The organism is Pseudomonas protegens, assembly GCF_003732485.1.
Classification (GTDB): domain Bacteria; phylum Pseudomonadota; class Gammaproteobacteria; order Pseudomonadales; family Pseudomonadaceae; genus Aquipseudomonas; species Aquipseudomonas protegens_B.
Map to the genome: position 1 here is coordinate 1 of NZ_MOAK01000073.1, position 12902 is coordinate 12902.

The 12902-nt window shown below is 63.0% G+C and carries 12 protein-coding genes; 3 read left to right on the forward strand and 9 right to left on the reverse strand.

Going from position 1 to position 12902, the window contains the following annotated elements; all coding sequences use genetic code 11:
- Window positions 1–85: 85 nt before the first annotated feature.
- From BLX41_RS18225 to BLX41_RS18235, 3 genes are all read right to left on the reverse strand, one after another.
- Window positions 86–871, reverse strand: a complete 786-nt coding sequence (locus BLX41_RS18225) for a siderophore-interacting protein (protein ID WP_123726016.1) — start codon at window positions 869–871, stop codon at window positions 86–88.
- On the reverse strand, window positions 868–1440 hold the full coding sequence (locus BLX41_RS18230; RefSeq protein ID WP_123726017.1) for a PadR family transcriptional regulator: 573 nt from the start codon (window positions 1438–1440) through the stop codon (window positions 868–870). Before BLX41_RS18230 ends, BLX41_RS18225 begins: the two co-directional genes overlap by 4 nt.
- 165 nt (window positions 1441–1605) lie before the next feature.
- Window positions 1606–4713 (reverse strand): transglycosylase domain-containing protein, encoded by a 3108-nt coding sequence (locus tag BLX41_RS18235; RefSeq protein ID WP_123726018.1) that lies wholly within the window; start codon window positions 4711–4713, stop codon window positions 1606–1608.
- A gap of 580 nt (window positions 4714–5293) precedes the next feature.
- On the opposite strand from BLX41_RS18235, the gene BLX41_RS18240 reads away from it, so the two are divergent.
- The gene (locus BLX41_RS18240; protein WP_123726019.1) at window positions 5294–6715 is read left to right on the forward strand and encodes an amino acid permease; all 1422 of its coding nucleotides are present in this window, start codon (window positions 5294–5296) and stop codon (window positions 6713–6715) included.
- Window positions 6716–6816: 101 nt separating this feature from the next.
- On the opposite strand, the gene BLX41_RS18245 is transcribed toward BLX41_RS18240, so the two are convergent.
- The 6 genes from BLX41_RS18245 to BLX41_RS18270 form a co-directional block, all read right to left on the reverse strand.
- A complete protein-coding gene (locus tag BLX41_RS18245) occupies window positions 6817–7416 on the reverse strand; it encodes a hypothetical protein (RefSeq protein ID WP_123726020.1) in 600 nt (199 codons plus the stop codon).
- Window positions 7417–7424: 8 nt separating this feature from the next.
- Window positions 7425–8015, reverse strand: a complete 591-nt coding sequence (locus tag BLX41_RS18250) for a papain-like cysteine protease family protein (RefSeq protein WP_011063158.1) — start codon at window positions 8013–8015, stop codon at window positions 7425–7427.
- Between the two features lie 240 nt (window positions 8016–8255).
- Window positions 8256–9098 carry an alpha/beta fold hydrolase gene (locus tag BLX41_RS18255; RefSeq protein ID WP_123726021.1) on the reverse strand — a complete coding sequence of 281 codons (843 nt, stop codon included), beginning with the start codon at window positions 9096–9098 and terminating at the stop codon, window positions 8256–8258.
- A gap of 50 nt (window positions 9099–9148) precedes the next feature.
- A complete protein-coding gene (locus tag BLX41_RS18260) occupies window positions 9149–9475 on the reverse strand; it encodes a cupin domain-containing protein (RefSeq protein ID WP_123726022.1) in 327 nt (108 codons plus the stop codon).
- Between the two features lie 76 nt (window positions 9476–9551).
- Complete coding sequence (locus tag BLX41_RS18265) at window positions 9552–9836, reverse strand: putative quinol monooxygenase (protein WP_123726023.1); 285 nt, start codon at window positions 9834–9836, stop codon at window positions 9552–9554.
- A 63-nt stretch (window positions 9837–9899) separates the two neighbouring features.
- Window positions 9900–11519, reverse strand: coding sequence for an FMN-binding glutamate synthase family protein (locus BLX41_RS18270; RefSeq protein ID WP_123726024.1), 1620 nt, complete (start codon window positions 11517–11519; stop codon window positions 9900–9902).
- 310 nt (window positions 11520–11829) lie between these two features.
- On the opposite strand from BLX41_RS18270, the gene BLX41_RS18275 reads away from it, so the two are divergent.
- Together BLX41_RS18275 and BLX41_RS33750 are read left to right on the forward strand one after the other, a co-directional pair.
- Complete coding sequence (locus BLX41_RS18275) at window positions 11830–12102, forward strand: type B 50S ribosomal protein L31 (RefSeq protein ID WP_123726025.1); 273 nt, start codon at window positions 11830–11832, stop codon at window positions 12100–12102.
- 176 nt (window positions 12103–12278) lie between these two features.
- The coding region (locus BLX41_RS33750; RefSeq protein ID WP_185073660.1) for a response regulator at window positions 12279–12902 on the forward strand (624 nt) is incomplete at its 3' end.

Here is a 12902-nt window from a genome sequence, read left to right on the forward strand (position 1 = left end):
GGCCATCTCGTAGGAGCCGGCTTGCCGGCGAAGGGGCCCTTGAGACCGCCTTCGCTGGTAAGCCAGTTCCTACCGTGAGGCGGGGTTATTCTTCCTCGCTGCCGTCCAGGCGCCAGTAACCGGCGGCCTTGACGAATTCGTCGTTGAGCCGGTGCTCATCCAGCAACACTCGACGAACCTGGCGCGAGACTTTGCTCTCGGTGGCCACCCAGGCGTACAGCTTGCCTTGCGGGACCTGCAACTGACGCACAGTGCTGATCAGGTCCTGCCCGTCGCCATCACGTTCCACCCAGATCACCTCGATCTCGGCAGCGCTGTGCAGTACCTGGCGCTCCGCTCGATCCTGAACCTCGATCACCGCCAATACCCGGCGTCCGGCCGGCAGTTCTTCCAGGCGTCGGGCGATGGCCGGCAGTGCGGTTTCGTCACCGATCAGCAGGTAGCTGTCGAAGATGTCCGGCACGACCATCGATCCTCGCGGCCCGCCGATGTGCAGGTACTGCCCCGGCTTGGCCTGTTCGGCCCAGGTCGAGGCGGGGCCGTCGCCATGGAGCACGAAGTCGATGTCCAGTTCGCCCTGTTCCAGGTCGTAGCGGCGCGGGGTGTAGTCGCGCATGGCGGGCATCGGACCGCTGTCCTTGCCCGGGCCCAGCACCAGGGTTTCCAGGGCGGCCTGCTGTTCGGCGTTCTGCGGGAACAGCAGCTTTACATGATCGTCGCTGCCCAGGCTGATGAAACCGGCCAGCTCAGGCCCGCCGAGGGTGATGCGGCGCATGCGCGGGGTCAGGTCGACAACGCGCAAGACTTCCAGGCGCCGGCGTTTGATCTCATGCATGACCCGGTGAATGGATGGCTCTGGGATTGCAGTCATTCGGATTTCTCCTGGGCAGTGTGGCTGACAGGACCATCGACAATGGCCTTGGCGGTGTTGTTCAGCAGGTCGCGCACCCGGAGGATTTCTTCCGGGCTCCAGCGGCCATGGTGCATTTGCAGGGCGTGGCGCAGGTTGTGCACCGCCTCATGGATTTCCGCAGGGCGGTCGTGGCCGCGCAGGGAACGCTTGCTGACCTCGATGCGCATGCGCACGCCGTCCAGGGCAATGGCCTGCTCCTGAAGGGAAAGACGACCGGCGTCGGTGACGCTGTAGCGTTTTTTTCCGCCTTCGGCGTCGCCCTGGATCATTTCGCTTTCTTCCAGGAAGGTCAGGGTCGGGTAGATCACTCCGGGGCTCGGGCTGTAGGCGCCGTCGAACATGCCTTCGATCTGGCGGATCAGGTCGTAGCCGTGGCAGGGCTGCTCGGCGATCAACGCCAGTAGCAGCAACTTCAAGTCGCCGGGGGCAAACACCCGGGGGCCGCGGCCGCCGCGCTCGCGACCGGGACGGCGCTCGAAACTGTCGTGGCCGTCACCGTGTTCGCGGTGGTGAGGATGCTCTCTCATTTTCTCTTTCTCCTGTTCGATTTAGACATAACTTAAGATATATCTTAAGAATTGCGCAAGCACTTCTGTGCCGCTCAAAGCTGCCGTTGGTCGGAGATGGAAAATCGCAATGGACGGGCGATCCACGCCATGGAATGGCGTGGAGGGTCTGGCAACCGGAGGGATTCAGCGTTGCGCGAGGCTGCCCAGGCACTGGGTGCTGCTGCCAGGCTGCAGGTAGGGCATGAGAATCGGCGCCATGCCCTTGAGCACCTGCACCGGCAAGGCCGAGGTGAACTTGAAGCCCTGGGCCGAAGCCCCCGGCACATAGGCTGTGAGGGTGCCGAAGTGGTGATCGCCGATGTAGAACACGAAGGTCGCGGTGCGGTTGATGGACTTGGAGCTCAGCACCCGGCCGCCGGCACCAATGGCCTCGATACGGTTGTCGCCAGTACCGGTCTTGCCGCCCATGGCCAGTGGCGTACCGTCGGCCAGCTTGAAACTGCCGGACACCCGTTTCGCGGTACCGGCATCCACCACCTGTGACAAGGCCCCGCGCAGCGCCGTGGCGACTTGCGAAGGCATTACGCGCTTGCCCTTGTCCGGGTCGTTGCTCAGGCGGGTTTCGTAAGGCGTGTCGGCGGCAAAGTGCAGGCTGTCGATGCGCAGGGTCGGCAGGCGCACGCCGTCGTTGAGGATGGTGCCTACCAGCTCGGCGAGAGCCGCCGGACGATCGCCGGAACTGCCGATGGCGGTGGCCAGGGAAGGCACCAGGTGGTCGAACGGGTAACCGACGCTCTGCCAGCGCTGGTGAATATCCAGGAATGCTTCGACCTCCAGCATGGTGCGGATGCGGCTGTCCCGGGCGCTGCGATGGCGACTCTTGAACAGCCAGCTGTAGACCTCCTGGCGCTCGAACTCACTGGCCTTGACGATCTGGCTGAAGGTCGCCTCGGGGTTGTTCATCAGGTAGCCCAGCAGCCACAGGTCCAGGGGATGGACCTTGGCGATGTAGCCCTGGTCCGGCAGGTCATAGGCCCCCGGGCCATAGCCGGCATAGAGCTTGTCCAGGCGCTCATCGGTGAGCTTTTCGCCGGTCTTGGCGTTTTTCATGTGGGCCCGGACAAAGCGATTGAAGCTTTCCTGGCTGGCGTCCGGCAGCAGGTAGCGGTGCACGGCAGCCAGGCGGATTGCCGTGGGGTGCATACCGTCGAGAAAGGTATCCAGGCGTGCCTGAGTGTCCTTGTTGCGGTACTTCTTCCAGAACCGCAGCAGGAACGAGGTGCCTTCGCGGTCGGCGAAGCGCGCCAGGTACTCCTGGCGCCGCGGGTTGGCGTCGTCCTTGAGCAACTCGGCACTGCTGCTGTCGCCGCCGTAGGTGCTGTAGCGCACCAGGTCACGCATCAAGCGGATGAACGGCAGGTTGATGGATTCGCGCAGGGCATCGCGCAGGGTCGGGCTGCGGCCGTTGTCCTCGTTGCGAAAATTGTGGAAGTGATGCATCCCGCCGCCGGTGAAGAAGGCTTCGCCGGGGCTGGCGGAGTAGGTGCGGTCCAGGGCCGCATCGAGCATCTTCGGCAAGCTGCGGTCACTGTTGTGCATCAGGTAGTCGATGGCCCAGCGGCTCAGCCGGTCCTGGTCGTTGACCACAACGTTCTTCAGTTCGGCCGGGGTTTTCCCGGCGTGCTTGTCGTGCAATTCGGAGATGATCTGCAGGTAGGTAGTCAGCACCCGCAACTTGGCGGTGGAGCCCAACTCCAGCTTGCTGCCTTCGTTGATGTCGAAAGGCTGGTCGGTGCTGTCGGTCTGCACCCGTACCCGCGAGCCGTCGGGGGTGAGTTCGAACAGGGTGAAGCTGTAACGCACTTGCGTGGTGCTGGTGGGGGTCAGCAGGCGCTCGCCGAGTACACCGATCTGCGCCGCAAATGCAGGGTCGGCGAGATGCTTGAGGTACTCCGTGGCCTGGCGCTGCAGATCGCTCTGCAAGGTACTGGTGGCCGACAGGTCAAGGCGGTCCAGGTCGTACAGGGGGCGGTTGAGCAACGCTGCCAAACGGCTGCGGGCCACGCTGATGCCCTTGTTGGTTTCGATCGGCTGGATCGTCGGCTGCTGCTGCCAGTCGCGATAGCTGACCTTGCTGGCCAGGGCCGCGGCGGTCAGGGCGGGATCGATCACATCGTTCTGCGCCAGCAGGCGGATATGGCTGTCGGTGAGGTCGGCCAGCTCGGCGTGCCCCTTGACCAGATAATGGGAGGGGCGGCGTTGCGCGATCATCAGCGACAGCACCTGGCGCAGGGCCAAGCCGCGCTGGGCCAGGCTTCTGGCATCGGTGGCGTTGCTGGCCAGCGCCTGGTTGACCTGATCGAAATCGGCGCCGTACCAGACCCGCAGGCCCTCGGCCATGCCATGTACCTCGCCATGGCCGGGAACCGCCGACAGCGGCACGCTGTTGAGGTAGTCGCGAACGATCCGGCGCCGTGCCTCCAGGGTTTGCGGGCCATCCTGATAGGCGCGCACGCTGGCAGAGATCATTTGGCGGATCTTTTCACCGCCGGACACCGTCAAGCCATCGGGCGAGTGGCGGTATTTTTCCAGCTGGGTGGCCAGGGTGCTGCCGCCGGCGGTCTGCCCGGGCAGGTGCAGGAGCTTGGCCACCTGGGACCAGGCGGCCTTGGCGAAGCGCGGCCAGTCCACTGCCGGGTTGGCCTGGGCCAGCTTGGGGTCCAGCAGGTCGCGGTTTTCGATGAACAGCAGGCTGTGCACCATAAGCGGCGGGATATCGGTGAAGCTGGCATACAGCTGTTGCGGGTAATTGAATTGATACAGGGGCGCGGCACGGCAGTCGGTGATGGACAGGCCGGCCTGGATTTTCTCGGTATAGGGCACGAAAAAACCGTTTTTGCTGTAGTCCATCAGTGCCGGGGAAAATCGTGTCTGAGCGTCGATCAGGTAGCCGCGCTTGAGCAGACGCGGCAGGAACTCACCCAGGGCGCTATAGCCCAGACGCCGGTCGAAGGGGCCGGTGCCGGGATAGAGCATGGCATCGCTGGGGCCGGGTTGCAGGGAATAGCTTAAGTCACGAGCCAGCTTGCTGAATTCCCGGGCCTGGAGCTTGGAGGTACGCATTTCCCGGGTGGCGGCAACACCCAGGGCAATCAGCGCAATCAGCAATAGCAGCCAGAACAGGCGCCAGGCATAACGGCGAGGTCCGGTTTTTTTGGGTAAAGGCGCTTCGTCCTCGCTGTGGTTTGGCACTGCGGTTTTACGCGAATCGGTCTGCCACAGAGCGCCCATAGTCGATTGATCCATTTACGCAGATTGATCGGACTTGTCTGAAGCTTAGTCGGTGGTGGCTACTGGTGAAGAAATTGTGAAAACAGACGCTGTCTTGCTTCTGTAGCGAGGGAGCTTGCTCCCGTCCGGTTGCGCAGCAGCCGTAAAACCTGAGCGCGCGTCCTGTCAGGAAGATCACGCAAGTCGATTTCAGGGCCGTTGCGCGGCCCGGCTGGAGCAAGCTCCCTCGCTACAGGCTAGAGCTTTTTCCCAGGTAAATACGCCCTAGGTAGGGGCATGACGCTGCACCAGCGCTGTGCAATACTTCCGGCCCTTTCCGAGTGAGGTTTCAGGGCAAAAAGCAGGTAATGCTTCTCCGTGAAAGCGGTTTTTGCCGAGATTTCTCTCTGAATTTAGCTAGTTATAGAGTGAAAAGCCCTGTCGGGAGCTTTTTATACTGCGCACCCCGCTGATCTGGCAGGTCTTGTCCTACAGACGCGCCGTCCCACAAGGTCGGTGCGGTTGAGCAAGCTTCGGCTATCCGCCGCTGCTTCGAAGACTCGGTGGTTCATATCCAATAACAAAATGAGGTTGTATCTCTATGCCAGTTGGCAACCAACTGCCCCACGGCGAGACCGCTAACGGCGGCCCGCTGAAACGCGAACTCGGCGAACGGCATATTCGCTTGATGGCGCTGGGCGCCTGTATTGGCGTCGGCCTGTTCCTCGGCTCGGCCAAGGCCATCGAAATGGCCGGTCCGGCCATCATGCTGTCCTACATCATCGGCGGCCTGGCGATTCTGGTGATCATGCGCGCCCTCGGCGAGATGGCGGTGCACAACCCGGTCGCAGGCTCCTTCAGCCGTTACGCACAAGACTACCTGGGCCCCCTGGCGGGCTTTCTCACCGGCTGGAACTACTGGTTCCTGTGGCTGGTGACCTGTGTTGCGGAAATCACCGCGGTGGCGGTGTACATGGGGATCTGGTTCCCCGATGTACCGCGCTGGATCTGGGCCCTGGCGGCCCTGGTGAGCATGGGCTCGATCAACCTGATCGCGGTCAAGGCCTTCGGTGAGTTCGAGTTCTGGTTCGCCCTGATCAAGATCGTCACCATCATCGCCATGGTGGTCGGCGGCATCGGCATCATCGCTTTCGGTTTCGGCAACGACGGCGTGGCCCTGGGCATCTCCAACCTGTGGACCCACGGCGGCTTCATGCCCAACGGCGTGACCGGTGTGCTGATGTCCCTGCAGATGGTGATGTTCGCCTACCTGGGCGTAGAGATGATCGGCCTTACCGCCGGTGAAGCGCGCAACCCGCAGAAGACCATTCCCAATGCCATCGGCTCGGTGTTCTGGCGCATCCTGCTGTTCTACGTGGGCGCGCTGTTCGTGATCCTGTCGATCTACCCGTGGAACGAGATCGGCACCCAGGGCAGCCCCTTCGTGATGACCTTCGAGCGCCTGGGTATCAAGACCGCTGCCGGCATCATCAACTTCGTGGTGATCACCGCTGCGCTGTCGTCCTGCAACGGCGGCATCTTCAGCACCGGGCGCATGCTCTACAGCCTGGCGCAGAACGGCCAGGCCCCGGCCGGCTTCGCCAAGACCTCGAACAACGGCGTGCCGCGTCGCGCGCTGCTGCTGTCGATCTTCGCCCTGCTGCTGGGCGTGCTGCTGAACTATCTGGTGCCGGAAAAAGTGTTCGTCTGGGTGACCTCCATCGCCACCTTCGGTGCGATCTGGACCTGGGTGATGATCCTTCTGGCCCAGCTCAAGTTCCGCAAGGGCCTGAGTCCTGCCGAACGTGCCGCGCTGAAATACCGCATGTGGCTGTACCCGATCAGTTCCTACCTGGCCCTGGCCTTCCTGGTACTGGTGGTGGGGTTGATGGCCTACTTCCCGGATACCCGTGTGGCGCTGTATGTCGGCCCGGCGTTCCTGGTGCTGCTGACGGTGCTGTTCTATCTGTTCAAGCTGCAACCGACCAATGTCCAGCAAGGTTCGGCGCGTTCGGCGTCCTGACCTGCGCTTCGGTGATGCGGCTGGCTTGAGCATCCCGGACTGAAACGCTGACACCAGAAATCCGGCGACCTGCAAAGGTCGCCGGATTTTTTTTGCCCGGGTCAACCGCCCAGGGTGCCGCTGGTATCGGCGTCGAAGATGGCCTTGGCCTGCAGCGCCGTCGGCGCCAGCAGGGCCAGCAACGCGGTTTCGCTGTGGAGCTGATGGGCGGCCAGGGTCTTGGGTGTCGGCTCGATGGGAATCAGCACCTCTTCGCCGTGCCTGTGCAGCCAGATCGCCGTGACCTGCAGCGCCGGGATGAACAGCAGGCGCAGCTCATAGCTTTTTCCCTGCAGTTGCGGCGCCTGTTCCGCCAGGTCCAGGGCGTTGACGGCGGACGCCGCCAGGCTGCCATGGTTCAGCGCAGAGAAGGCGACCTTGCCGGCCACCTCGGTCAACTGCGCATCGGCAATCGACACTCCGGCATCGAACACCAGGTAGTGCCAGTCACCGGCCTTGGCCTCGGTCAGCCCGTTGCCCTGGGCCAGGTCCTCCAGGCTCAGGGCGTAGCCGCGAAAGGCCTGGGACAGGTTCAGGCTGCCGGGGCTGGCCTTGGCAAACCCGCGGTTGATACCGAAACCCTGGGTCTGCAGGGCCGCCTGAAGGGCCGAGCGCAGGTGCTGGACGCCATCGACAGGCGCCTTGGGGTAAGTCAGTTGCATGTCGCCTCCTAGTTTTTTCGGGTGAAGTAGGTGTGGGTCCAGTTGCCGCCGCCGTTGTAGGAGCCGGGGAAACTGTTCAGGGCGCGGGTCGAGTAGCCGTAGATCGAATCCGCCACCAGGATGTAGCCGCCATCGCTGCCGTAGATCGTCAGGAAATGCGCGCCGCCACCGTACCAGGCACAGCGCAGGCCCACGGGGCGGCCCATGCCGAGCTGGTTGTCGATGGCCGGCATCTGCATCCGGTCCTCACGCATGCCGCCGTAGCAGCGGGTGGTGCGCAGGGCCGAATCCAGGTAGCCGTAGACGTTGCATGGTCCGGGCTGGCTGCAGCAGGAGTTGCGGCCCAGTTCGGCGTTGGCCACCCCGCACTGGGTCCAGGAACCGGTGCCGTAGTAGTTGCCCACCGATGCGGACAAGGCCGCCCAGCACCAGTTGCTCTGGGTTTGCTGCTGCACGCTGAAGTTGAGCCGGGCAGCGGCCTGGGGCGCGGCTTCGGTGTGTGGATCGACTTCGCTCAATTGCGGGTCGAGCAGGCTGCCGGCCAGGCACTGGGGCAGGGCCTGGGGAGCGTCGCCTGGGGTCAGGTTGCTACTTAACATGTTCATCCTCCATGAAAGAAATCCAGCCTCCGGCTGGTGTCGTCGTTGCGTGTCGGGCTACTGCGCGTAGCCGGACCCGGGACATGGCGCTGCGCTGGGCCAGCCTCGATGGCCTGCGTTGACCGGGTCTGCAAACAACCTTAGAGGGTTAATGCGCCAACGCAATTAAAATATGCGTTTATGCATATTGGCTGGCATGGATGTCCCTGAAAAGAGGGGCATCCATGGCGGTGGCCGGGGCTATTTGTCGTCGAGGAAATGTTCCAGGGCTGCATTGAACAGGCCCGGGTCCTGGAGGAAGGCGAAGTGGCTGACATTGGGCAGGATCAGCAGCCCGGCGCCGGGAATCGCCTGGGCCATGTATTCGGTGTGCTCGCGCTTGATGGCTTCATCGTGGTCGCCGTCGACGATCAGCACCGGTGTCTTGATCTTCGCCAGGTCGGCGTCGCTCCAGTTCGGTTGGCTGGCCCACATGTGGCCGATCTGCTCGACAAAGGCCGGGTACTCCTTGGGCGTGGGTGACAGGCGGGTGTATTCCTGGCCGGCGCGCTCGATGTAGGCGGCGAAGGTCGGGTTGTTCTCCACGCCTGCCTTGACCCCGGAGGTCTGGGTGTTGGCGGCGTAGGCGAAGACCTTGCCGACCCGCTGCGGGTAACGCATGGCCAGGTCCAGGCCGAGGATCGCGCCGTCGCTCCAGCCGACGAAATCGGCGCGGGGGATCTTCAGCTGGTCCAGCAGGGCGATCACGTCGTCGGCCATCAGGTCGTAGCCGTAGGGGCGGGCGTCCCGGGTGCTGCGCCCGTGGCCGCGGCTGTCGACGCTGATCACCGTGTGCCGGGCGGCCAGGGCCTTGGCCTGGAGCCCCCAGTAGTCGGCATTGCCCAGGCCGCCATGCAGCAGCACCACCGGCGAGCCGTGGCCGACCTTGCTGTAGTACAGGCGGATGCCGTTGACCTCGGCATGGCCGGCTTGCGCCCCGGCCACCGGGGCCGGTGTGGGCGGCAGGCTCTGCCAGCGTTCGGCGGCAAAGGCGCTGTTGAAGGACATCAGTAGAGCGATTAATGCAAGTAGACGACGAGACATGGGCTTCTCCGTGCATGGGCCCTCCGGTCGGACCGACCTTGGGCAGGTGGTTACCGATATTGTGTCAATGAGGGGACAGGCTGGATGTCGATGAGCACCAGAGTGCCGTGGCTGCCGGGCAGCACGCTGTGAGCCTGGCCGGCCTCCACCAGGTACATCTGGCCCGCCGCCACTTCCACCACGGTCTGGCCAACGCCCAGGCGCAGGCAGCCCTGGGTCACCAGCAGGCCTTCATTGGCGTCGTGGGTCTCTTCCGGGTAGGGCTGGCCGTCCATGCGCAGGACCTTGATGCGGGCCGGGCCGACCTGGCCCACCAGCGTGGATTGCCAGGGAGCTGGCAGTTGGCGGGACAGTTGTTCGAATGACAAAAGGGGCATGGCGGATCTCCGAAAGGTCAGTGAGGCTTGGGTCTGCTTTCGGTGGTCCGGTCAAGCAAGTGCAGGGTCGGGTTTTCTAGAACTCGTCCATCAACAGCACGCGACATTCGCGGCGCTGAAAAGCATTGATCTGCGGCACCAGGCGGGTGAAGTGCTCGGTCTGGCAGTGGGCGTCGAGGGCCGCTTGGTCCGGCCACTGTTCGACGAAGATGAAGTGCCCGGGGTCTTTCTGATCGACGAACAGATCGTAGGCGATGCACAGCGGTTCCTGGCGGGTTTTTTCCACCAGTTCGGCGTACCACGGGCGCACGGTATCCAGGTGTTCGGGCTGGATGAAATCTTCAGCGATGACCTTGAGCATTGCAATCTTCCTTGGGTGACGCCCGGCGCCCCCCGGCAACCGGGGAGCACTGGGCAATGGGGCTTAAGCGGCGGCTTCGGTGTTGGGTTCGAAGCTGTCGGCCCGGGCCAGTTGCCACATGCGCGAGTAGAACTCGCCGTTGACCTCGCCGGTGAGCAGCTCGCCGGGCTTGAGGAACACATGCAACTGGGAGAACAGCTTGATCTCGGTGGCCGACATGCGGCGCACCAGGTGCTTGGCTTCCAGTTGCGACGGGTGCTGCAGGCCGGCGGCGGCGAGCATTTCCGCCAGGGCCTTGAGGGTGTTGCGGTGGAAGCTGAATACCCGCTGGGCCTTGTCCGGCACCACCAGGGCGCGCTGGCGCAGGTTGTCCTGGGTGGCGACGCCGGTGGGGCACTTGTTGGTGTGGCAGCTCTGGGACTGGATGCAGCCGATGGCGAACATGAAGCCCCGGGCCGAGTTGGCCCAGTCGGCGCCGATGGCCAGCACGCTGGCGATGTCGAAGGCGCTGACGATCTTGCCGCTGGCGCCGAGCTTGATCTTGTCTCGCAGGTTCAGGCCCACCAGGGTGTTGTGGACGAACAGCAGACCCTCGCGCATCGGTGCGCCGATGTGGTCGGTGAATTCCACGGGCGCCGCGCCGGTGCCGCCTTCCTTGCCGTCGACCACGATGAAGTCCGGCAGGATGCCGGTTTCCAGCATGGCCTTGGCAATGCCCATGAATTCCCAGGGGTGGCCCAGGCAGAACTTGAAACCCACCGGTTTGCCGCCGGACAGCTCACGCAACTGCTGGATGAAACGCATCATTTCGATCGGGGTGGAAAAGGCGCTGTGGCTCGACGGCGAAATGCAGTCCTCGCCCATGCGGATGCCCCGGGTGTCGGCGATTTCCTGGGTCACCTTGTGCTTGGGCAGGATGCCGCCGTGGCCCGGCTTGGCGCCCTGGCTCATCTTGATCTCGATCATCCGTACCTGGGGATTCTGCGCCTGCACGGCGAAGCGTTCCGGGTCGAAGCGACCCTCGCTGGTGCGGCAGCCGAAGTAACCGCTGCCCAGTTCCCAGGTCAGGTCGCCGCCGTGTTCGCGGTGGTAGGGGCTGATGCTGCCTTCACCGGTGTCGTGGGCGAAGTTGCCGAGCTTGGCACCCTGGTTCAGGGCACGGATGGCGTTGGCACTCAGGGAGCCGAAACTCATGGCCGAAATGTTGAACACCGAGGCCGAGTAGGGCTGGGTGCATTGCGGGCCGCCGACGGTCACGCGAAAGCTGCTGGGGTCGCTCAGGGGAGCCGGACGCATGGAGTGGCCGATGAATTCGAAACCCGACTGATAGACATCGATCAGGGTACCGAAGGGTTTGTCGGCGCTTTCGTTCTTGGCCCGGGAGTACACCAGGGAGCGCTGGGCCCGGGAAAAGGGCAGGGCGTCGCTGTCGGATTCCAGCAGGTACTGGCGGATCTCCGGGCGGATGCCTTCGACCAGGTAGCGGATGTTGCCCAGGATCGGGTAGTTGCGGCGTACCGCGTGGGGACTTTGCAGCAGATCGAAGATCCCCAGCAGGCTCAGCAGGCCGGTGACCAGGGTGAATGGCCAGAGCCAGTCGTGTTCGAGAAAAGGCAGGCTGGCGAGGGTGAATATCACGCAGGCAGCAAAGAAGGCGTAGCGGCTCAGGAGTGACAGGCTCATACGGTTTCCTTGGTTCGGACTCATCAGGTCAATCAGGCACCGAGTGCCTTGATAACGGGTAATCGACAGCGGCACCGAACAGCTGGAACGGTGGGCTGCACAGGCATTTCTTATAGGAATTCACGGCTGTGTCAGAGCATTGCAGCCCAGCATACTGGCTCGCTGGGGCCTTACGGGCAAGCCTGAATCGGGGGAATGAGGCAGGAGTCAGACCATTGTTGTAGAAGCTTATTGCGATAAGTTCTCGTTTAAATGGTTTTTTGTTGTTACTGTATAACATTGTTTTTCACCCCAGCCGCTGGAGACTCCGATGAAACCCAACATCCACCCCGACTATCGCCCCGTGCTGTTTCACGATACTGCCGCCGATGTGTTTTTCCTCATTGGCTCTACCGTCGATACCGACCGCACTTACCAGCACAGTGATGGCCAGACCTATCCCTACGTGACCCTGGACGTATCCAGCGCTTCGCACCCGGTGTACACCGGCCAGCAGCGCAAGACCCAGTCCGAAGGCCGTATCGCCGGCTTCAACAAACGTTTTGCCTCCTTCAGCTCCAGCGGTAAAGCCGCTGCCAAGTGAGGTCCTTGGCCTCCATCCCCACCACCGTCCGTTGGAGCTTTTTCAGCGGACGGATGGTATTAAAAAGCCATCATCTCCTTCGGAAACTCTTCTACGCTTGAATCAGGCAACAAGGATCAGTGTTGTCAGTGAAAAGAATGAAGGACATGTGCATCGATGTTGACCCGAGGTGTCTCATGGGTGAGCTGAACGTTGCCACAGTCACACGCCTGCCCGAGGTTCTGTTGGTGGACAGCCAGGACACTATCCTGCAACGCCTGCACCAACTGCTCAGTTCCCACTCCTACGTGCTGCATCTTGCCCACGACGCCAGCGAAGCCCTGAAGGTCATGGCCACCCAGGAGGTGGACCTGGTGATCAGCGCGGCCCATCTGCCACAGATGGACGGCCCGACCCTGCTGGCGCGCATTCATCGGCACTATCCGGCCACCACGCGCATCCTGCTGACCGGTGACCCGGACCTGAAACTGATCGCCAAGGCGATCAATGAAGGGGAAATCTATCGTTACCTGAGCAAACCCTGGGATGATCAGGAACTGCTGCTGACCTTGCGCCAGGCGCTGGAGCATCAGCATTCCGTGCGTGAGCGCCAGCGCCTGGAAGCTCTGACCCAAGAGCAGAACGCTGAGCTCAAGGCCCTCAATGCCGAGCTGGAAAAACGCGTCGCGTCGCGCACCGCGGAGCTGCAACAAACCGCCGACATGCTGGACCTGGCCTATGAGGAGCTCAAGCACAGCTATGCCACAGGCGCAGAACTGTTCTCGCTGCTGGTGAACCAGCGTCTGCCAAGCGACAAGCAG